This is a genomic window from Pseudarthrobacter sp. SSS035, from assembly GCF_023273875.1.
Lineage (GTDB): Bacteria > Actinomycetota > Actinomycetes > Actinomycetales > Micrococcaceae > Arthrobacter.
On sequence record NZ_CP096882.1, the window covers coordinates 4,639,112 to 4,659,270 of the forward strand.

Genomic DNA, 20,159 nt, shown 5'->3' on the forward strand with positions numbered 1-20,159 from the left:
ATTGGACACCCGGTCCAAGCTCGCTCGACTGCCGTTTGGGCAGGGCTAGATCGATAGGATCAAACGCATGACTGACGCCCGTGACCTCGCCCTCCCCGCCGGCTACACCGACCTCCTCGGCGAGCTCAAGAACCGCGTCCGTGCCGCCCGCACCCAGGCGCTGCGGACCGTCAACACCCAGCTCGTTGAGCTGTACTGGTCCATCGGAAATTCCGTCCGTGTACAGCAGGAGAAACAGGGGTGGGGGAGTCAGGTCATCAAACGTCTGTCCGCAGACCTCCGCGCAGAGTTCCCAGACATGAAGGGGCTCTCAGCCCGCAACATCCAATACATGACGACATTCGCCGGAACCTGGGCCGAGGGGCCAATTGCGCAGCAGCCTGCTGCGCAATTGCCTTGGGGACACATCATGGTCCTCATCGACAAAAAACTTGATCCCGCCGCCACCTACTCCTACGCGGCAGCCGCCGTCGAGTATGGATGGTCCCGGAACGTGCTGCTCAACATGATCATGAACAAGACCCTGGAACGCACAGGGGCTGCACCATCCAACTTTGCGCAGCAGCTTGCTGCGCAAGATTCCGAACTCGCCCAGCAGGTAGCCAAAGATCCCTACAACTTTGAATTCCTCGGCCTATCCGGCGAAATCGCCGAACGCGATCTCGAAAACGCCCTGACCAGCAGGATCACTGAGACACTCCGCGAGCTGGGCCCCGGGTTCTCCTTCGTCGGCCGCCAAGTTCATTTTGACGTCGACGGGGACGACTTCTATGTGGATATGCTCTTCTTCAACATTGAGCAGTCTCGCTACGTTGTCATCGAACTGAAAACTGGCAAATTTCAGCCCGAATACGCCGGAAAACTCAACTTCTACGTCGCTCTGGTTGACGACATGCTCCGGCGCGACCACCACAACGAAACCATCGGCATCCTCATCTGCGGCACAAAGAACGACCGCAGCGTCCGGTACAGCCTCGGCCGCTCCACCTCACCGATGGCCGTCGCGGCCTACACCTACGACAAACTCCCACCAGCTGAACAGCGAGCACTGCCAAACGAAGGACACCTCGTGACGGCCCTGGAATGGGCCGAACCCGGCCCTGACAACGAAGAAAGTCGTTGAACACTAAAGACATCTAGACGGATGCCGGCACTCGTGCCCGTCTAGGGCTAGGCTTCGGCCCTGATGGAACGTTCAGCATGGACACGGGACGTGGCCCGCCTTCTGTATAAGATCAACGGATGTGGCCAAAGGACAATACTGATCCAAGAGCATCCTTTGTGGGCATCGACTTCACAGTAGAAGTTCGAACTCCTGGGGTGTTCGATCAGGCTGAGCTTGAAAAGATCGTAGAGGGCTTGGTTCTCGAATTCTTTCAGCAGCGGCATATTGTATCCCGTCCCTGTTTTCAAGGCGGCCTTGGCGCAACAGCAGGCGACGCGTTCATCGAGATGCTCAACTGGCTTCGCGAAAATTGGGAGATTCTGACTGGTATGGTGGCAGCGCTCACAGCTGCTTTTTACAGACTTCAGCGTTTAGCGGCACGCGAACGATTGCGACTGACCAATGGGGTCATTGATCCATACCGCCCTGGAATTGTCCTCACAGTGTCGCCTCGCACTGGCGCACTAAATGACGATACGACGGACGAAGACAGAACCGCATTTCCTTTCGTTATTTCTCTGCTGCCGCAACTGCACAGGGCATTGGCGGATGCGGTAACAACTCACGATTTTTCTTTGAGAGCAATACGCCGCGGACGATCTGGATCTCTCAATGCATTCTTCAAGCTGAAATCCACAACCGATCGTGACGTCGCAGTGATGCTGCGGAAGATCGAGCTTCTCGACAAGAAGAAAACTCACGCACCAACTATTCTGCTGTATCGACAGTTTGGACTGTTCCGCCGATTTGACGTAAGTAAGAAACCAGGAGACTTCTACAGGCTTATCCATCGGTAGAGGGTGGGGCTTGTCGAACTTCCGAAGGACGAGTGAGCACGCTGGACGCCCCAGCCGCAAGGACCCCTTGTCGGTTGTTTCAGATGGTCAGACGCCATATTTGCGGGCCGCCCAGAACTGACGAAATCCATCATTCTTTCTTTTTTCGTCCTGGTCTGCGAGGTCGCCGGCCAGCGAAGCCGCGGCTTACCAGGCTATGTCTGGGCATGGGAGAGGTTGCCGCCAGAGAGACGTCCATCCCGTCGATTTTGTTGCTAGGACGACGACAAGTGGCTCCCACTCTCCAGCCGGGGAGGGATAGCTATAGCCTGTTCCTGACAGGCTACTTCGGATGGGCAACCGCTCTCTGAAATTGACGAAGGGGAGCGTTTCAGATGGCAACGACAGCCGGATCCATTGGTGTTGATCAAACCAAGAAGGTATTTGTCATATCGCCCATAGGCGCGGAGGGCACTGATGTCCGCGAACTTGCCGACCTGTTCCTGGAAGATCTCGTGAGAGTGGCGCTACCTGCGCCATGCTATGACGTGATGCGGGCCGACGAGGATGGCTCTCCTTACGCCATCACAAGCGCAATGATGGGTCGCCTTCTGGCAGCAGATTTCTGCGTCGCCGACATTTCCGGTCTCAATCCCAACGTAATGTATGAGCTCGCGCTTGCCCACGCCGCGGGAAAAAGAGTGATCATCATGACCAGCGACGTCGGGCCTATGCCTTTTGATATCAAGGACATCAGAACGATTACATACAGCATTCGCGCCGACAAGATCAAAACTGCAGTAGCAGGGCTGCGGCAGATGGCGGAATTCAAGGCAGCGCCCGACGAAGCGCTTTTGATCATCAATCCTGTCCATGAAGCCTTTCAAGCTTGGGCTGACAAGCAAACCGCGGCCGCGGTCACTGGTAGCGCTGATGAGGCCATGGTGCGGGTTGTGGAGCGACTCGAGCGCAAGCTCGATGCGGTGTCCGCGGAGTTGATGGGCGGTCTACGAGGTAATCGTCAGGAGGGAATGGTGGCTAGTCCAAGTCCGAAGGATCAATACCTGAAGCTGCAGGCTTATGCAGAGGCTCTGAAGGCTCTCGAAAACCGTTCCAAACAGGACACCCTTGAGCTATACAAGGTGGAAAACCAGATGGCAGCACTCGCGGGGCGCAGTGAAGACTTGAATATTGGCCTTCAGGGGGTCCAGAGGTGGTGCGGGTGAGCGCCGTGGTCGGAATCCCGATTGGCGTGGGTGAGCGCCAGTGTCGGTGTGGGTGAGCGCCATCTGTAAGGCTCCTTCCACCACGTGAGGGCCACGTGGCGGAAGGATTACCGGCAATGGTACGGAAGATCAAGGCGAAACTGGTTTTGCAGTTTCGCAATCAAGGCCTATCGGGCAGGGCTATCTCGTCTGCTCAGGGCATGTCTCGGCACAGCGTTCAGGCGGTGATCGAGGCTGCTGATCGGGCAGGGCTCGGCTGGGATGACGTTGCTGATTTGTCTGATGGTGAGGTTTATCTGGCGCTATTTCCCGGCCGCGGGGTGCGCGAGAGCGTGTTTATGCAGCCGGATTGGGGCCAGGTGCACCGGGAGCTGGCCAGGGTTGGGGTGACGTTGAAGCTGCTGCACCAGGAGTACGTCGACGCATCCGGTCGGGCGGGGCAAGCGTCGATGAGTTATGACCGGTTCTGCAGGCTTTATGGCGATCACGCGATGGTCACTGGCGCCTCGTCCCGGGTCGGCCACAAGGCTGGCCGCAGCATCGAGGTCGACTGGTCTGGGCCGACGATGCAGCTGGTCGATCCGGCAACGGGAGAGGTCTCGAAGGTGTATTTGTTCGTCGCGTGTCTGCCGTTCAGCAGGTATGCGTTCGTGGAGGCGTGCCTGGATATGCGGCAGGATTCGTGGCTGCGCGCGCATGCGGAGATGTTCGCGTTCTTCGGCGGCACGGTCCCGCGGCTCGTGCCCGACAATCTCAAGACCGGGGTGATCTCTCATCCGCGCGAGGGCGAGGTCGTGCTCAATGACGCGTATCGGGAGATGGCGGCGCATTATTCAGCGGCGGTACTACCGGGCCGAGTGAGGCACCCGAAGGACAAGGCGAGCGTGGAAAACACTGTCTCGCACGTCGCCACCTGGGTGATTGCCGGGTTGAGGAAAGAGGTGTTCACGAGCCTGGCGCAGTTGCGGAGACGGATTCGGGAGCAGATCGATGCCTATAACAGGCAGCCGTTCCAGAAGCGGGAGGGCTCCCGGCTGAGCGTGTTCACCGCCGAGGAGAAGCCGGTGTTGCAACCGCTGCCGGCGGTGGCGTTCGAGATCAGCACCTGGACCTATGGGCGCAAAGTTGGGCGCAACGGCCACGTGGTCTGGGCGAAGAACTTTTACTCCGTGCCGTTCGCGCACATCGGCTCGAATGTTGATCTTCGTGTCACGGAGACCATGCTGGAGATCTATCGCAGCGATGAGCGCCTCACCAGCCACCTGCTGCTGCCAGCGACGACGGCGAACCAGCATCAGACGAACGAGGCGGACCTTCCGGAGGGTCGCAGCTGGCAGGCGTGGGACCGGGCCCGGATCGATGAATGGGCGTTGCGGATGGGCCCGGCAACCGTGACGGTGATCAGCAAGATCTTCGAGTCCGTGCGGGTCGAGGAGGCCGGCTACGACCCCGCGCTGGCGGTGCTGCGCCTGTCCCGCCGGTTCTCCCCGGCCCGGGTGGAAGCGGCCAGCCAGCTCGCGCTGCGGGGGTCGATACGATCGCCCCGCTACGCCCACCTGCGGCCGATCCTGGATACCGGGCAGGACAAAACCGGGATCGTCCCTGATGAGCCGGAGGGAGACGATGGCGGATACGTGCGGGGCGGCGCCTACTACGCCGGAGGGGCTCGATGAGCCGCCTGGATGCGGAGACCAAACGCAAGCTGCGCGAGATGAACGCGGGCGAGTTGCTGGAGGCCATCGATACCCAAGACGAGAGGCTGAGTATCAGCTTGCCGTTCGAGGATCGTGTCCGGCTGGTCGTCGATGACGCCTATTCGTCGTTTACGCATTCCAAGGTGGCCGGCTTGATCCGGCGGGCAGGACTGCGTTATCCGAACGCGGATTTGCGTCGCATCGATCTTCTCGACGAGCGCGGTCTTGACCGGCAGCTGCTGACCCAGCTGGGCACCTGCTCGTTCGTGGGCAGGCAGCAGAACGTCGTCTTGCAGGGGTTCACTGGGTCGGGGAAGTCGTATCTGGGATGCGCGGTCGCCAAACGCGCCTGCGAGCACCGAATCCGCGCACATTACGTCCGTATGCCAGACCTCGAGGAAGAATGGGTCGCCGCGCAAGACAGGCCCGGCGGTTCCGGTAAATTCCTGCGAAAGTATGCGGCATTCACGCTGCTGGTCATCGACGAGTGGCTCCTGGATCGACCCACGGAACCGATGCGAGGCATGCTGCTGGAACTGATGGAGCGCCGCTACGGCGAGACCTCAACAGTGTTCTGCACTCAGTATTTGCAGAAGGACTGGCACCAGCGGCTCGGCTCCGGCGTCCATGCGGACGCGATCATGGACCGGATCATCCACAACACGATCTGGGTCGAGACCGGCAACTACAACATGCGCGAACACGCAGCACTCGTGAGCGCCTAATCCTGTGACAGAGAGCGTCAGCGGCGCCAAGCCACGCGACTGCTGGCGCTCTCTGGCACGATCCCCGGCGCTCAACCGCACGAATGGGTGGCGCTCAGGGCTTCAAATACTCAGACTTCATAAAGCTCATCGACGACGAGCGTCTGCAAAACCAAAACTGAATCCTTTTAGTGGATTTAGCGGTCAAAGCTGTCAAGCAAAAGCTGCACATCCGACGCGGACAACCCAGCAGACGGGAGAGTCGCGAAACGCCACCCACCCACCGCAGGAACCGACGCACCCAGACTCAACCCGGTGAGGCCCTGCAGATAAAGGAAACGCAGGACCGAACGCAGCTCGGCCACCCGGCCCTTCGCCGACCCGGCCGACACCCGGGCGAACTCCCGCAGCAGGAACGCATTAACATCCGCCCCGGTCAGAGCCCCCGGAGCGAACACCCCACCGACAGAAGACTCCTGAAGAAAGCGCCGGGCGGTGTTTTCATAACGCAGCACCGTGGCCGGCGCCAAGCCCCGCTCCTGGACCATCCACGATCGGTACGAGGCCAGGAACGCACCCAACGGTGTCACCAAAGTCGCCCGTTCGGGGACGGCGCCCGCCTCCCGCAGGTACCTCATCAGGGGAACCATGGCGCGGGGACCTGGGCTCCTGCTCCGGCCAACCCTTCGCCGGGCAGATTGGAACGCGGTCATCCGTTCCTCGTTCAGATCCTCTATCTTCAGCCCCTCGGCAGAAAGCCAGAGACCGACCTGGCCTAAATCCTTCAACATGTTCCGGACCGAGCCCGGCGTGTAGGCAAAATACTCCCGCCTCACCGCCCGGCGCGGGCCGTCCAAAGCACTCGTCGCGATCGAACACGCCATGCTCACCGCCGCCTGGCACATGCTCACCACCGGCGAACTCTACCAAGACCCCGGAGCCGACTACTTCACCAGGCAGGCACCCGCCAAGACCAAGGCCCGCGCGATCGGCCAACTCGAATCCTTGGGCTACCAGGTGACCCTGGAGCCCCTTCAACAGACCGGATAACCCAGCCTCACGACACTGACCCGCCAGATACTCCAGCCACCGGGACAAGGGTCACCGCAATTTTCATGTCAGAGGTCAACCGGAAAGCGTCCGGCGCGCGGCGATGCGCTAGTGGTCTCCAATAAGACTGCGATCCCAAGGCCAAGTGGGCTCAAATCTGATTGACATTACCCCTGCATAAACGAAGTCTCCATCAGACCCAGTTGCGCCCGTATGGTGATTTGAGACAGGGTTTAGGAGAATCTGTTTCATGTCTAGTCGTCGTAAATTCAGCCTGGAGTTCAAGGCTGAGGCCATTGAGTTGGTGATTTCCTCTGGCCGTCCTGTTGTTCAGGTCGCGGCCGATATTGGGGTCAATGAAGGGACGTTGGGGAATTGGGTGCGGGTCTGGAAGGAAGAGCATCCCGACGTGGCCGCCGATGAGCCTGGCCCAGTGGAGTGGGCGAAGTACAAGGCACTGCAGGCCGAGAACGCCGAGCTGAAACGGGAAATCGAGTTCCTGGGAAAAGTCAGCGCCTTCTTCGCCGCGAAGCAACGATAGACGACTACTACGCGTTTATCCGGCAGGAGAAGGCCAACTACAAGATCGACTGGATGTGCCGGCAGCTGAAGGTCCCCAGGTCCTCGTACTACCGCTGGACGATGCCGAATGAACCGACCCCGACACAGGTCCGCCACCTCAAGCTGACCGTGGAGGTGGAGCGCGTGTTCGGACGCGAGAAGGGCATGGCCGGGAGGGACCAGATCACCACGATCCTGGGCCATGAGGGCGTCCCGGTGGCCCCGGGCACGGTGGGTGCGATCATGAAAAAACAGGGCCTGCGGGCGGTGCGGATGCGAGCGTGGAAGAAGACCACGGTCGTTGACCCGGCCGCCAGAACCGGGCACATCCGCAACCACATGCAGGACGCGGACGGGAACCGTGACTTCACCGCCACCGTGCCGGGAACAAGGATGGTCGGGGACATCACCTACCTGCAAACGGGCTCCGGATGGCTGTACCTGGCCACCGTGATTGATCTGGCGACCCGGATGGTTGTGGGCTGGTCGATGGCCTCCCATATGCGCACCTCGTTGATCATTGACGCGCTCACCATGGCACGTGACCATGGCCGGCTCGACCCCGGCGGGGCGGTCTTTCACAGCGACCGCGGCTCGCAGTACACCTCTGGCGGGTTCCAGGCCTGGTGCGCGGCGAACAGCGTCACCCAGTCCATGGGAGAGGTCGGCGTGTGCTGGGACAACGCGGTGGCCGAGTCGTTCTTCTCGCACCTGAAAACGGAGATGTACCACCACCACGATTTCCCCAATCACATCGCGGCCAGGACCGCGGTGATGGAGTACATCGAATCCTGGTACAACCGACGCCGGCCTCATGCCAACAACCGGGGCCTGCCCCCGGCACGTGCCCTGGCCGAATACCAGAACGCCGTCAACCAGCTCGCGGCGTAAGAAGAAAATCAATCAAGCTGTCTCAGAAACTTGACGGGCGCAAGTGCAGTTCAGGAGAGACCGGACTGTGACCTCTATAGGTCCAGTACGAGCCTGTCACCAACACATCGGGATACGCAGATCATCATCGTTTCGCCCGCCGCCCGCTCTTCATCGCTCAGTACGGCGTCTCGATGATCCGCAAGGCCATCAATAATCTCTGTCTCACAAGTGCCGCAAGTCCCCTTGCGGCAGGAGCTTAGCGTTCGGATGCCGACACGATCCAAAGCATCGATGATGGTTTCGTCTGCAGCGACTTCAACTTCAGAGCCGTCGGAAGTTTCCACAACAAACGGAAGGCTGTCTTCGACACCAGCTACGGGCGAGCCTGCGGCGTCAAAGAGCTCTCTGTAGTACTCGCCATGAGCATCGTTTCGAAACAAATTCCCGAGTTCCGTCAGCATACGGTGCGGGCCGCAGGCGTATGTCGATGCAACGCTGGGAGGCCCTGGATCTTGAATGAACGCAGTCAGGTTCATTGCACCGTGTTCGCTCTTCGAATGAACCCGCACTCTATCTCCGTATTTCAGCAACTCGGACAGAAATGGCATGGAGTTGCGGTCCGATCCGAGGTACAGGAGATTCCAGTCCGCCCCGTTCTGGGCAGCCTCTCGAACCATGGACAGCAAAGGTGTGATCCCGATGCCACCGGCAATGAACTGCGTCGGCCCCTCGGAGCTTCCCCTGAGAAAGTGATTACGTGGCCCCCTAGCCTCGAGGCTGTCTCCGACCTTCAGCGCCGTGTGAATGTACTTTGAGCCGCCGCGCCCTTCGCTGTCGAGCAACACCGCAATCCGCCACGCATCCTGATCGTCAGGATCTGAAATCAGTGAGTATTGCCTCAACATGTCGTTGGGCAGCAACACATCAATGTGGGCGCCTGGACTCCATCGGGGAAGTGTCGCCGAGTCCAACGGGCCCAGGAGCACGGATACAACGCCGTCTGCCTCGCGCTGGACCTCTCGGACTTGGACCGAGAAGAAGTCTTGCAGCAAATGCCTAGGTGCCGGCAACGTTTGCTCACGCATTTTCTGAACCTCGTTGGGTAGATTGTGTCATCGCAACTGAGGCAACCGTTTGTCGTGAAATATCGTCGTACGGAGCAACATTTGCTGCGGGTGTCACCGAAGGTGTTGTTATTTCAGTCAGCATCGAGTGCCTTTCGCGTATTAATTGTCGGAGATAAGGATTCGAGACTCAGCGCTAGATTTTCCGCGGCGCTGTTTAGGGATTTCAGGGCAGAAGTCACCCAGGTCTTTGACCCGCATCGGGCTTCCGGTCCAGCGACGTTCAGGGAACATACGACTTCCCCGCTCACAAAAACTGGAACAGCAACGGAAACAGAACCGGGGTCCAGTTCGCCGCGCGACATGGCCCAACCCGTCGACCTGATCTGAATCAGACTGGATCTAATTTGATCCGCATCCAGAGCGTTCCTGGTGAAGCGAATCAGTTCTCCGTCTAGCACCCTCTTTGTGACGTCAGGCGGTGACCAGGCAAGTAGTAGGCGCTGCCCTGCGCCAGCGTAGAGCGGTAGCAGTTCGTTCACCGCAAACGTGTACTTAAACGCCTTGTCCGTTTCGGCGCAGCGAAGACACATCGCATTGGCCCCGACTCGTATGATCATCACGGCCGTTTCACCGACGTTCTCCACGATGCTTCGCAGTACGGCTGTGCCGACTTCTGCGAGATGATTCTGGACGGAATACTGTCCGCCAAGTGCCAGTAAAGCCCGACCTGGTCGGTACACTCCGCCGTCCTCGACGATGAAGCCATGAGACTTGAGAGTCTTGAAGTACCGATACGTTGAGCTGACGGGGATTCCCAAGCGGGAGGCCACGCCTTCTACTGTCGTGTCGGCGCCACCGGCCACTTCAGCCAGAATCGTTAACCCCCGCTCCAGTGACGTGTTAGCCATCATGACCTCCTCGTTGCCTCGTTCTTCGATGGTGCCGGTTCCGTTTGGCGGGACCAACTCCAGTTCTCATCTAGTGAGAATTCGGTTAGTCCATTGTCCCGCTTGTCGATACTTTGATGGTGTCCAAAGATCGTCAGCAACCTAGGATTCACTATGAATAAGACGCTAGCCGGTGCGGATGTTGTGTCGCTTCCGGACGACCCCTATTCCGACGAGAACTTGACAGACCCCTATCCGCTTTTCGCACGCATGCGGTCCTCCGGACCGGCTGTTTGGTTGGAGAAGTACGGAGTGCTGGCATTCAGTCGCTACGATGAGTGCCGCGAGATCCTCGACGACTACCGAACATTCATCTCGGGTGCAGGAGTCGGGCCCAAAAACCTGCACGACAATCCTCCATGGCGGCCCCAAGGAATTCTTGAACTAGATCCGCCAATCCATACGGCAATGCGCGTTGCCATGAGTGGTGCTATTTCCCCCCGAGGCGTTCGATCCCTCCGTGCCGGCTTTGAGACATTTGCCGAGGAATTGGTCGACGTTGTTCTCGCCAAGACCGAAATTGATGGTGTGAGTGATCTAGCAGAGATCTTCCCCATCCGCGTCTTTGGGGATGCCGTCGGCATACCCAGGGAAGGTCGGGAGAAGAATCTTCTTCCGCACGGAGCGATGAACTTCAGTGCCTTCGGTCCGGAGAACGAACGTCACCAGCTGTACTTTGAGAAGGGCGCGGGAACCCATGAGTGGGTCATGGAGATGACTTCTCGCGAGAATCTTGCCCCCGGTGGTCTCGGTCAGCAAATCTGGGACTATGCTGACCGCGGAGAAGTATCAGCCGAACAAGCACCGTTGCTGGTGCGGGCGATGCTCTCGGCAGGTCTGGACACGACCATCTTCTCCATCGGAAACACGTTGGTACCCCTGGCCAGCGACCCTGCGCAATGGGAGGCCTTGCACGCTGATCCCAGACTCGTGAAGTTCGCCATCGATGAGGCCCTAAGATTCGAATCTCCTTTTCAGTCCTTTTACCGAACTACCTCTCTAGACACTACTTTCCGAGGCATTGAATTGCCTGCTGCAACCAAAGTTCTATTGTTTGTTGGATCTGCTAACCGAGACACAACTCACTGGGGCACAGATGCAGCTCAATTCCGGCTGGACCGCCAAGCTGCAGGTCATTTGGCCTTTGGAATGGGGATCCACCAGTGTGTTGGGCAGCCAATTAGCCGACTTGAAATGGAAGTGCTTTTCACCGCCCTTGCCAGGAAGGTCAAACGCATCGAACTGACAGCAGAGCCAGTCCCGCTGCTGCACAACACACTTCGAGGCTGGGAGTCCATCCCAGTACGACTGATACCTGCCTAGGGTACGCGGCATCGCCGGAGGTTCGTGCGGATGGGTCCCACGACCCAGCATCTGCTCGGAAGCTAAGTCCCTTCGCGTATTGATTCGCGGATGGCCAGTCTGCCGCGAAGCGGCAAACGTCGGAAGTTGTGCACGCCCAACGAAGTATTCCACCAAGAATCACAGTCTATGAAGAACAACGATCACGATTTTCTCAGTCAATGTTGATTGAGTCGATATCCTTCCCCTCAATTGATGGGGCAAGGGCGCATCGTTTCGTTGCTTCATATGAGCCGTGTCTGAAGTAAGGAGGATGTGTCCTTGAAGGTCCTCAATGCAATGGCGTTTGATCTTCAGCGTGCCCCTGAGAATTTGTCAGACAGCCCAAAGGCATTGGCATCTCCGTGGCCCTGCGCTTGCGTCCAGGATGAACAGCATGAGTGCAGGCAATGGGGACTACCGGAAACGGATTAGAGGCCGAAACCGCAAAGAGCCAATCGGTTGTTTGGTCAGTCTCGGGCGAAACGCGACCGCGTCAACACTCTCCAGCTCCACGGTAATTAAACTGCCACGGGCGCTGCGCTTTGCTAATAGATTGACTTCTGTCGCGGCTCGCTTGAGGCAATGAGAAAGAACTGGATTTGTCTACGAACAAGACTTTACTGAATATATCCGCCAAGAACCGGGTCGAAGCAAACATCAGGCTCAACGCGGCTGTCCGAGTTTTGCAAGCCTCTGATCAAAATGCCCCAAAACTAGGCATCTTGATCTCAAGGCTATCGGCAGACCTATTTCAGGTACGCCTCAGCGATAGAGCACCATGGGGGCAGACACTCGAGGAAGATCTTTGGCAGAGATGAACTGCACCCAGATGCAACGCATGGACATCGGGCGCAGCCAACCGAATCGCAGATCTCTAACGAGTAGTGCTGATCTGCGGAATCCTTTGCGGGACCCTCGGGACCGTCGGCTGAACCGTATTGCCGGGCCGTCATCGCTGGTTCTCTTCGGGGTGACCGGCGACCTTGCGCGCAAGAAGCTCATACCTGCCGTGTTTGACCTGGCCAATCGTGGCCTGCTGCCGCCGAGCTTTGCTCTGGTGGGCTTCGCCCGGCGGCAGTGGGACAACGAGGACTTCGCGGCCGAGGTGAAGGCGGCCGTTATGGCCTATGCCCGTACCCCGTTTGACGAGGCCGTGTGGAACCAGCTGTCAGAGGGCATCCGGTTTGTCCAGGGAGAGTTCGACGACGACGACGCCTTTGCGCGGCTCGGCGACACGATCGATGAACTGGATGAGCAGCGCGGAACGCGCGGCAACCACGCATTTTACCTGTCGATTCCGCCGAAGGCGTTCGAACAGGTTTGCCGGCAGCTGTCCAAGCACGGTCTGGCGCAGACCGGGGGTGATAAGTGGCGCCGTGTAGTCATCGAGAAGCCGTTCGGGCACGACCTTGAGTCGGCCCGGCAGCTCAATGACATCGTGGAGTCCGTTTTTCCGCCGGATGCCGTGTTTCGGATCGACCACTACCTTGGCAAGGAAACGGTCCAGAACATTCTGGCCCTGCGCTTTGCCAACCAGCTGTTCGAGCCTCTCTGGAATGCCAATTACGTTGACCACGTCCAGATCACCATGGCCGAGGATATCGGCACCGGCGGCCGGGCAGGTTACTACGACGGCGTGGGCGCGGCCCGCGACGTCATCCAAAACCACCTGCTCCAGCTCCTGGCGCTGACGGCCATGGAGGAACCCATTTCCTTCAACGCCGATGACCTGCGCGCGGAGAAGGAAAAGGTCCTCGCCGCCGTCAAGCTGCCGGAGGACCTCTCCACCCACTCGGCACGCGGGCAGTTCGCCGGCGGCTGGCAGGGCGGGGAACAGGTCCAGGGCTACCTTGAAGAAGACGGCATTCCGGCCAATTCGACTACGGAAACGTTCGCCGCGATCCGGGTGGATATCCACACCCGCCGCTGGGCCGGTGTGCCGTTCTACCTGCGCGCCGGCAAGCGCCTGGGCCGCCGCGTGACAGAAATTGCCGTGGTGTTCAAACGCGCCCCCAACCTGCTGTTCCCTGATCACGGCGAGGACGACTTCGGCCAGAACGCCGTGGTGATCCGGGTGCAGCCGGACGAGGGTGCCACGATCCGGTTCGGTTCGAAGGTGCCTGGCACGCAGATGGAAGTCCGCGACGTGACCATGGACTTCGGCTACGGGCATTCGTTCACGGAGTCCAGCCCGGAGGCCTACGAACGGCTCATTCTGGACGTGCTGCTGGGCGAACCGCCGCTGTTCCCGAGGCACGCGGAAGTGGAGCTGTCCTGGAAGATCCTGGATCCCTTTGAAGAGTACTGGGCCGGCCTCGGCGAACAGCCTGAGCCCTACGCGCCCGGAAGCTGGGGCCCTGCCTCGGCTGACGAGCTGCTGGCCCGCGACGGACGAACCTGGAGAAGGCCATGATCGTAGATCTTCCCGATACAACAACCTCCAGCATTTCCAAGAAGATCATGGCCCTGCGCGAGCAGGGCGGCGTGATCGCTCTGGGCCGGGTGCTGACGCTCGTGGTGGTCACCAAGTCCGGGCTGGAAGAGGAGGCCATTGAAGCGGCGAACGAAGCCAGCCGGGAACACCCCTGCCGGATCATTGTCCTGGCCGATGCCGGTGCCAAGGGACCGACCCGGCTCGACGCCCAGATCCGTGTGGGGGGCGACGCCGGCGCCTCCGAAGTGATCGTGCTCCGCGGGTACGGTGAACTGGCTGAGGAAAGCGAATCCCTGGTTGCCGCGCTGCTGCTCCCCGATGCGCCGATCGTGGCCTGGTGGCCGCACGGTGCGCCCAAGAGCGCGTGCGAGACGTCCATCGGCCGGATCGCCCACCGCCGGATCACCGACTCGGCCAACGAGGAGGACCCGCAGCGGGCCTTGGACAACATCCGCAACACGTACAAGGCCGGGGACACCGACCTCGCCTGGACCCGCCTGACCAACTGGCGGATCCAGCTGGCCGCGGTGCTGGACCTGGTGGATTCCTCGCCCGTCACGGCAGTCGCCGTCGAAGGCGCCTCGGACTCACCCAGCACCCTGCTCCTGGCAGCATGGCTCAAGTTGTCCCTGAAGGCTCCGGTCACTGTTGTGGCGGGGCTTACAGGGATGGGCATCCGCAGTGTCAGGCTCTGCCGTGATACCGGGGACGTCCAGCTGTCCCGGCCGGGTCGCTCAGTGGCTGAACTGACCCAGCCGGGCCAGCCGGCGCAGCGCATCTCGCTGCCGCGCCGCAGCCTCCGGGACTGCCTCGCCGAAGAACTCCGCAGGCTCGACCCCGACAGCGTGTTCGGAGACACCGTTCAGAGGGTTGGGTCGGTGCGACCGCTACAACACACAGTGTGAAGCTGTCGCGCTACCCGATGGCGGATCGCGATAACAGCCACTACTCACCCATGACCTTGGGTGGTCATTCGTCAAACGAAGGATGCGAATTTTGAGCCCTACCTCAACTAGCAAGCGACCAAGCGAAACGGAGCGGGACGTCAGGTTGAACCTGTTACTTATCCAGGACGAGACAGCGGCGGCCGTGGCGGCAATTGATGATCTGCAGCTGGCGACCCTCGCGCATGAGCTTAGGTCGGCCGAGCGTGTCTTTGTGGCCGGCGCCGGTCGCAGCGGCTTGGTCCTGCGCATGGCTGCCATGCGTCTGATGCATCTGGGCATGACAGTTCATGTGGCCGGTGATACGACGACCCCGGCTATCCGTTCGGGGGATCTCTTGGTGCTGGCATCCGGCTCGGGAACGACTCCGAGTGTCGTCAAGGCAGCAGAAACAGCAGCGAAAGTTGGAGCGCAGGTTGCTGCGATAACAACCAATGCCAGCTCACCTCTGGGCGACCTCGCGGACTGGCTGGTTATCATTTCCGCCGCGCAGAAGACAGACCACGCCTCGACGGTCTCTCGCCAGTACTCCGGCAGCTTGTTCGAACAGACCTTGTTCCTCGCCACTGAGTCTGTGTTTCAGACCCTATGGGGAACCACGGAAGAGCCAGCCGAGCAGCTCTGGCTACGGCACGCGAACCTGGAGTAAGAGACCAAGACCCTTCCAACCCATCACAGTCTTCCGTGTGGACTTCGCAACATCCACACGGATGTCAGCACAACAATCTATAGAAAGCGAAATGATATGAAACTCCAAGTAGCCATGGACCTCCTCACTGTTGAAGATGCCCTCGAGCTGGCCAGCAAGGTTGCCGAATTCGTTGACATCATCGAACTCGGTACCCCCTTGATCAAGTCGGCCGGGCTGTCGGCCATCACCGCCGTGAAGGCGGCTCACCCGGACAAGATCGTCTTCGCTGATATGAAGACCATGGACGCAGGAGAGCTCGAAGCCGACATCGCATTCACGGCTGGCGCCGACCTGGTGTCCGTCCTGGGCAGCGCCGACGATTCCACCATTGCCGGTGCAGTCAAGGCAGCGCAGGCCCACAATAAGGGCATCGTCGTAGACCTCATCGGTGTTACCGATAAGGTCACCCGCGCCCAGGAAGCCCGGGCACTTGGTGCCAAGTTCGTAGAGTTCCACGCCGGTCTGGACGAGCAGTCCCAGCCGGGCTACGACCTGAAGGGCCTGCTGAGCGCGGGCGAAGAAGCGCGGGTTCCGTTCTCCGTGGCGGGCGGCGTGAACGCCAGCACGATCAAGGCCGTCCAGAGCGCCGGTGCCGAAGTGGCAGTCGCAGGCGGTTCTATCTACGGTGCCCAGGACCCAGCTGCGGCCGCTAAGGAACTTAGGGCAGCCATCATCTAGGCATCAACGACCAAAGGAGTGGTCTGCGCCCCATCTCTGTCGGCGCAGACCACTCCTTTGGCTACGTCGACTTCTAGAGTCGCGTCGCCATAACTTGGGCGCGGGTGCAGCAAACGTTGACGACAGCCATGAGGAGCAGACATGAAACGTCAATCACAGCGTTCTCGCCAGGAGACCGAGGGTCCCTCAGACTGGAAGCCCGTAGCTTACTGGGAGACGCTAACGTCGGGGTGATCCGGTCGAAGTTTGGTCTGAAGGGAAGCAGCTCCTTTACGCATACGGGGATGAGCTGACCGAAGACGGAAGCATTATCTGGTTAGTTGAAGACATAACTGCCAGCCGCCGCCTATTTCTCAGGGGGGGGACAGCATCACCCTCTACAGACCACAGCCACGCGCAGTCGGGTTCGGAGGCCAGCCCTCACGCCCGTCAGATCCCCTGCGGTCCTGCGGCACGATTTGGCGACGTCAACGTCGCAAGCGCTGTTGGCGCTGTGCGGAAAGTCGGTAAGAAGGTGCGGCTCGGTACCGGCCGACGTTCGCGGAGCTGATGCGTTTGCCAAGGCCGTTCAGCGCCACAGCGCTTCTGATCATCCGGGCATCGGTGAATTCTCGCAGAACGAGAATCCGCGTTGATGGACCTGAGAGTTCGGGGTAGATTCCAGAGTGAAACTCATCACAAACTAGCGAGCTCCAGACACCACGCAATTCGACGTTGCACTGCTGGAACGGCTCCAGGAGCTGACCAGGAAGACCAATCCCATGACCACAATTTTCCGCCACCTTCGGCCCGTGTATTCCAAGGTGGCTCTGTTCTCAGCGCAGCCCTCGTCGGATCTCTCGCAATGACGAGTTGCAGCCCCAGCGATCCAGGCGCCGGTGCTGGTTCCCAGTTGGCTTCAGGCGGCAGCCTGAGCAAGGTAACGGTTGGCCTACTGCCCATCACCGATGTTGCGCCCGTCTATCTGGGAATTCAGGAGGGGTTTTTCGAAACGGAACGCTTTGAGCTTGAAGTCCAGCTTGCCCTGGGCGCTGCGGCAATCGTCTCGGGCCAGTACCAGTTCGGATACAGCTCACTCCTTGTGGCGCACCAAAACGAGATCCCGATTCAAGTAACGTCCAACGGGTCATCTTCCACGAATATTGCGACGGAGGACACCACGGAAGTAGCAGCCCTGGCAAACAGCGACATTAGCAGCGTCGCTGACCTGGCAGGAAAGACCGTCGCGGGCAGAACGGCCGCGGCATTGCCATCGTGCGAAGCGGAGTGGAGGACGACATTACAGCCGTCGCCTCACCCATTGTGATTGGTGGCCGGACCGCAGAAGCCCTCAGCATCGTCGTACCTAGCTACCGCTTGGACGAAGTGAAGGCCCAGAAATTTGGGGATGAATTGGTGGGGGTAGCGAACAACATCCTCGTGGAACCCTCCGGAAACCATGAAGTACCCAGGAAAGTATGGAAGAGAAATGATCAAGTTTGAAAATGTCACCAAGGCATACCCCGACGGTACTGTCGCGGTCGACGGGCTGAACCTGGAGGCACCCACCGGGAAGCTGACCATCCTGGTTGGTCCCTCCGGCTGTGGCAAGACCACCTCGCTCAGGATGATCAACCGCCTGATTGAACCCACCAGTGGCACCATCTACCTGGATGACCAGCCAACTTCCGGCATGGACGCAGCGTTGCTCCGCCGCCGGATCGGCTATGTCATCCAGCACGCCGGGCTCTTCCCGCACCGCACTATCGTGGATAACGTCGCGACGATGCCGGTCCTCCTCGGCGAGAGCCGGCAGAAGGCCCGGACCCAGGCGCTCGAACTGATGGAGCGTGTAGGCCTGCCCGCGAGCTTCGCCAAGCGTTATCCCTGGCAGCTCTCGGGCGGCCAGCAGCAGCGTGTGGGCGTGGCCCGGGCGCTGGCATCGGACCCGGCGTTCATGCTGATGGACGAACCCTTCAGCGCCGTGGACCCTGTGGTCCGTGCGCAGCTCCAGGACGAATTCCTCCGCCTGCAGCGTGAAATCGGCAAGACCATCATCATGGTTACCCACGACATCGACGAGGCCCTCAAGCTCGGGGACCAGGTGGCCGTGATGCGCGTCGGCGGGAAGCTCGCCCAGATGGCCACGCCGTCGGAGCTGCTGACCTCCCCGGCGGATGAATTCGTGGCGGACTTCGTGGGACGCGACCGGGGCTACCGTTCGCTTGGTTTCACGAATAACGCCGGCGCTGTGGCCATCGGCGAAGAAGCTGTGGTCCAGCTCGGAGCCTCCGCCGCGGAGGCACACGCGAGGGCCTCCGGCGCTTGGGTGCTGGTGGTCGACGGCGGACGGAGGCCGCTTGGCTGGGCACAGCCGGAGCTCGTCACTGGCGAGCTCAAGCGCGAGCACTTGAACCTCAGCGGCATCCCCGCGGCCGCTTCGGGAACGATGCGCCAGCTTCTGGATGCGGCCCTGTCCTCGCCGAGCCGCCGCGGTGTTGTGGTCAATAAGCACGGTGAGCTCATCGGCACGGTGACTGCGTCCGATATCGTCAAGGCCATCGAGGCCGAACCGCACTTGGAGACGGCGCGATGAAGCTCGAGTGGCTCGGCCGCCAGTTCGACAATATTGTGTTCCTGCTCGGCTGGCATGTTCTGCTGGCCGTCATCCCCCTGGTCCTGGGCCTGATCATCGCGCTGCCCCTTGGCTGGTGGGCCCACCGGAGCCGGAGGATCTACCCGCTGCTGGTAGGTGTCGCGGGCCTGCTGTACACCGTGCCTTCGCTGGCATTGTTCGTGCTGCTGCCGTTGATCCTGGGCACCAAGATTCTGGACCCCCTCAACATCGTGGCCGCGCTGACCATTTACACGGTGGCGCTGCTGGTCCGGGTGGTGGCCGATGCCCTGGATTCCGTTCCCGAAGATACAGTCCAGGCGGCGAAAGCCATGGGCTACCGCGGCTACCAGAGCCTCCTGAAGGTCGAGCTCCCGGTGGGCATCCCGGTCATCAGTGCCGGCCTGCGCGTTGCCGCGGTCTCCAACGTGAGCCTGGTGTCAGTGGCGGCACTGCTGGGTATCCCGCAGCTTGGTTCGCTCTTCACCCAGGGCTTCCAGCTGCGGTTCTTCACGCCGATCATCGCCGGCATCGTCCTCTGCGTGGTCCTGGCCATGATCCTTGACGGGCTGATTATCCTTCTCAACCGGTGGCTGACACCGTGGACCCCCAAGGTGGTGGCATCATGAACTACTTGTTCGACCCCGCGCACTGGACCGGTGCCGATGGCATCCCGAACCTGATCGTTGAGCACCTCGTGTACTCGCTCATCGCCCTCGCCATCGCGGCCGTGATCGCGGTTCCGCTCGGCGTCTACATCGGCGTCACCGGCAAGGGCGTCTTCATGATCGCCGGCCTGGCCAACGCCCTCCGCGCCCTGCCCAGCGTGGGACTTCTGATCCTGCTCGTGCTGCTGATCTCACCCGCCTTCCCGTCCAAGATGGGCTACATCCTGCCGAGCCTGATCGTGCTGGTGCTGATCGCGGTGCCGCCCATCTTGACCAACACCTATGCCGGCGTCCGTGCGGTGGATGCTGCCGCGGTCGACGCCGCGAAGGGCATGGGTTTCCGCACTATAAAGATCCTCACGGATGTTCAGCTCCCCTGCTCGCTCCCGCTGGTGCTGTCCGGCGTCCGAAGTGCTTTGCTGCAGATCATCTCGACGGCGACCATTGCTGCCTTCATTTCGCTCGGTGGCCTTGGCCGCCTGCTGATCGACGGCAAGGCCCAGAACGACTACAGCCAGATGGTTGCGGGCGCTGTGCTTGTTGCCTTGGTCGCGTTGGTATTCGACCAAGTCCTCGCTTTCATCACCCGCCGGGTCGTCTCACCAGGACTGACCCGACGCACCATCAAATCGGTTATAGCAGCCGAGCCCGTGAAAATCCCCGTCACGGTCTGAATCACCACTCCACGCATCATCCCCTTCGCCGTCCGGCGAAGACCCGCCCCAGCCTGGCCGCTGCATGCCC

19 protein-coding genes and 1 pseudogene are annotated in these 20,159 nt (G+C 60.4%); 17 read left to right on the forward strand and 3 right to left on the reverse strand.

From position 1 onward, the window contains the following. Positions 1-67: 67 nt before the first annotated feature. The 5 genes from MUN23_RS21560 (at position 68) to MUN23_RS21580 (ending at position 5,586) form a co-directional block, all read left to right on the forward strand. Positions 68-1,123, forward strand: a complete 1,056-nt coding sequence (locus tag MUN23_RS21560) for a YhcG family protein (RefSeq protein ID WP_248761045.1) — start codon at positions 68-70, stop codon at positions 1,121-1,123. Positions 1,124-1,281: 158 nt separating this feature from the next. Then, complete coding sequence (locus MUN23_RS21565; protein ID WP_248761047.1) at positions 1,282-1,962, forward strand: hypothetical protein; 681 nt, start codon at positions 1,282-1,284, stop codon at positions 1,960-1,962. A 374-nt stretch (positions 1,963-2,336) separates the two neighbouring features. Further along, the gene (locus MUN23_RS21570) at positions 2,337-3,167 is read left to right on the forward strand and encodes a hypothetical protein (protein WP_248761049.1); all 831 of its coding nucleotides are present in this window, start codon (positions 2,337-2,339) and stop codon (positions 3,165-3,167) included. Positions 3,168-3,283: 116 nt separating this feature from the next. Then, positions 3,284-4,840 carry an IS21 family transposase gene (istA, locus tag MUN23_RS21575; RefSeq protein ID WP_248761051.1) on the forward strand — a complete coding sequence of 519 codons (1,557 nt, stop codon included), beginning with the start codon at positions 3,284-3,286 and terminating at the stop codon, positions 4,838-4,840. After that, positions 4,837-5,586: an ATP-binding protein gene (locus MUN23_RS21580; RefSeq protein WP_248761053.1), complete on the forward strand. Its 750-nt coding sequence runs from the start codon at positions 4,837-4,839 to the stop codon at positions 5,584-5,586. The genes istA and MUN23_RS21580 overlap by 4 nt, the downstream gene beginning before the upstream one ends. Before the next feature lie 176 nt (positions 5,587-5,762). On the opposite strand, the gene MUN23_RS21585 is transcribed toward MUN23_RS21580, so the two are convergent. Beyond that, entirely contained in the window at positions 5,763-6,095 is a 333-nt protein-coding gene (locus MUN23_RS21585; RefSeq protein WP_248761055.1) for a hypothetical protein, read from the reverse strand. A 298-nt stretch (positions 6,096-6,393) separates the two neighbouring features. Here MUN23_RS21585 and MUN23_RS21590 point away from each other — a divergent pair. Beyond that, positions 6,394-6,615: pseudogene (locus MUN23_RS21590) on the forward strand (IS110 family transposase); the annotation flags it as partial. Between the two features lie 250 nt (positions 6,616-6,865). Further along, positions 6,866-8,067, forward strand: a protein-coding gene (locus MUN23_RS21595) for an IS3 family transposase (RefSeq protein ID WP_248761057.1) whose coding sequence is annotated in 2 segments (ribosomal slippage) — positions 6,866-7,118 and positions 7,118-8,067 — 1,203 coding nt in all. Because the reading frame shifts where the segments join, the coding sequence is not laid out codon by codon here. A gap of 74 nt (positions 8,068-8,141) precedes the next feature. On the opposite strand, the gene MUN23_RS21600 is transcribed toward MUN23_RS21595, so the two are convergent. After that, positions 8,142-9,134, reverse strand: a complete 993-nt coding sequence (locus MUN23_RS21600) for a PDR/VanB family oxidoreductase (RefSeq protein ID WP_256468664.1) — start codon at positions 9,132-9,134, stop codon at positions 8,142-8,144. A gap of 113 nt (positions 9,135-9,247) precedes the next feature. Next, positions 9,248-10,027: an IclR family transcriptional regulator gene (locus tag MUN23_RS21605; RefSeq protein ID WP_248761059.1), complete on the reverse strand. Its 780-nt coding sequence runs from the start codon at positions 10,025-10,027 to the stop codon at positions 9,248-9,250. Between the two features lie 150 nt (positions 10,028-10,177). Between MUN23_RS21605 and MUN23_RS21610 the strand changes: the two genes are divergently transcribed. The 10 genes from MUN23_RS21610 to MUN23_RS21655 all read left to right on the forward strand — a co-directional run bounded on the left by MUN23_RS21610 (position 10,178) and on the right by MUN23_RS21655 (position 20,089). Beyond that, positions 10,178-11,386 (forward strand): cytochrome P450, encoded by a 1,209-nt coding sequence (locus MUN23_RS21610; RefSeq protein ID WP_248761060.1) that lies wholly within the window; start codon positions 10,178-10,180, stop codon positions 11,384-11,386. Positions 11,387-12,245: 859 nt separating this feature from the next. After that, a complete protein-coding gene (gene zwf, locus MUN23_RS21615; RefSeq protein ID WP_248764169.1) occupies positions 12,246-13,820 on the forward strand; it encodes a glucose-6-phosphate dehydrogenase in 1,575 nt (524 codons plus the stop codon). Then, positions 13,817-14,746: a glucose-6-phosphate dehydrogenase assembly protein OpcA gene (locus MUN23_RS21620; RefSeq protein ID WP_248761061.1), complete on the forward strand. Its 930-nt coding sequence runs from the start codon at positions 13,817-13,819 to the stop codon at positions 14,744-14,746. The genes zwf and MUN23_RS21620 overlap by 4 nt, the downstream gene beginning before the upstream one ends. A gap of 82 nt (positions 14,747-14,828) precedes the next feature. Then, positions 14,829-15,434, forward strand: a complete 606-nt coding sequence (hxlB, locus tag MUN23_RS21625) for a 6-phospho-3-hexuloisomerase (protein WP_248761062.1) — start codon at positions 14,829-14,831, stop codon at positions 15,432-15,434. A 96-nt stretch (positions 15,435-15,530) separates the two neighbouring features. Beyond that, positions 15,531-16,154, forward strand: a complete 624-nt coding sequence (gene hxlA / locus MUN23_RS21630; RefSeq protein WP_248761063.1) for a 3-hexulose-6-phosphate synthase — start codon at positions 15,531-15,533, stop codon at positions 16,152-16,154. Between the two features lie 892 nt (positions 16,155-17,046). Then, positions 17,047-17,460 (forward strand): ABC transporter substrate-binding protein, encoded by a 414-nt coding sequence (locus MUN23_RS21635; RefSeq protein WP_248761064.1) that lies wholly within the window; start codon positions 17,047-17,049, stop codon positions 17,458-17,460. Beyond that, positions 17,421-17,636, forward strand: coding sequence for an IclR family transcriptional regulator C-terminal domain-containing protein (locus MUN23_RS21640; RefSeq protein WP_248761065.1), 216 nt, complete (start codon positions 17,421-17,423; stop codon positions 17,634-17,636). Before MUN23_RS21635 ends, MUN23_RS21640 begins: the two co-directional genes overlap by 40 nt. Then, on the forward strand, positions 17,623-18,729 hold the full coding sequence (locus tag MUN23_RS21645) for an ATP-binding cassette domain-containing protein (protein ID WP_248761066.1): 1,107 nt from the start codon (positions 17,623-17,625) through the stop codon (positions 18,727-18,729). Before MUN23_RS21640 ends, MUN23_RS21645 begins: the two co-directional genes overlap by 14 nt. After that, positions 18,726-19,376, forward strand: a complete 651-nt coding sequence (locus tag MUN23_RS21650; protein WP_248761067.1) for an ABC transporter permease — start codon at positions 18,726-18,728, stop codon at positions 19,374-19,376. The genes MUN23_RS21645 and MUN23_RS21650 overlap by 4 nt, the downstream gene beginning before the upstream one ends. After that, positions 19,373-20,089 (forward strand): ABC transporter permease, encoded by a 717-nt coding sequence (locus MUN23_RS21655; RefSeq protein WP_248761068.1) that lies wholly within the window; start codon positions 19,373-19,375, stop codon positions 20,087-20,089. Before MUN23_RS21650 ends, MUN23_RS21655 begins: the two co-directional genes overlap by 4 nt. The last annotated feature ends 70 nt before the right edge of the window (positions 20,090-20,159 follow it).

Excerpts from the sequence above, each read along its gene's own strand:
- MUN23_RS21560 (WP_248761045.1), top strand. The coding sequence starts at position 68 with ATGACTGACGCCCGTGACCTCGCCCTCCCCGCCGGCTACACCGACCTC.
- MUN23_RS21570 (WP_248761049.1), top strand. The coding sequence starts at position 2,337 with ATGGCAACGACAGCCGGATCCATTGGTGTTGATCAAACCAAGAAGGTA.
- istA (WP_248761051.1), top strand. The coding sequence starts at position 3,284 with ATGGTACGGAAGATCAAGGCGAAACTGGTTTTGCAGTTTCGCAATCAA.
- MUN23_RS21580 (WP_248761053.1), top strand. The coding sequence starts at position 4,837 with ATGAGCCGCCTGGATGCGGAGACCAAACGCAAGCTGCGCGAGATGAAC.
- MUN23_RS21600 (WP_256468664.1), bottom strand. The coding sequence starts at position 9,134 with ATGCGTGAGCAAACGTTGCCGGCACCTAGGCATTTGCTGCAAGACTTC.
- MUN23_RS21605 (WP_248761059.1), bottom strand. The coding sequence starts at position 10,027 with ATGATGGCTAACACGTCACTGGAGCGGGGGTTAACGATTCTGGCTGAA.
- MUN23_RS21610 (WP_248761060.1), top strand. The coding sequence starts at position 10,178 with ATGAATAAGACGCTAGCCGGTGCGGATGTTGTGTCGCTTCCGGACGAC.
- zwf (WP_248764169.1), top strand. The coding sequence starts at position 12,246 with ATGGACATCGGGCGCAGCCAACCGAATCGCAGATCTCTAACGAGTAGT.
- MUN23_RS21620 (WP_248761061.1), top strand. The coding sequence starts at position 13,817 with ATGATCGTAGATCTTCCCGATACAACAACCTCCAGCATTTCCAAGAAG.
- hxlB (WP_248761062.1), top strand. The coding sequence starts at position 14,829 with ATGCGAATTTTGAGCCCTACCTCAACTAGCAAGCGACCAAGCGAAACG.
- hxlA (WP_248761063.1), top strand. The coding sequence starts at position 15,531 with ATGAAACTCCAAGTAGCCATGGACCTCCTCACTGTTGAAGATGCCCTC.
- MUN23_RS21645 (WP_248761066.1), top strand. The coding sequence starts at position 17,623 with ATGATCAAGTTTGAAAATGTCACCAAGGCATACCCCGACGGTACTGTC.
- MUN23_RS21650 (WP_248761067.1), top strand. The coding sequence starts at position 18,726 with ATGAAGCTCGAGTGGCTCGGCCGCCAGTTCGACAATATTGTGTTCCTG.
- MUN23_RS21655 (WP_248761068.1), top strand. The coding sequence starts at position 19,373 with ATGAACTACTTGTTCGACCCCGCGCACTGGACCGGTGCCGATGGCATC.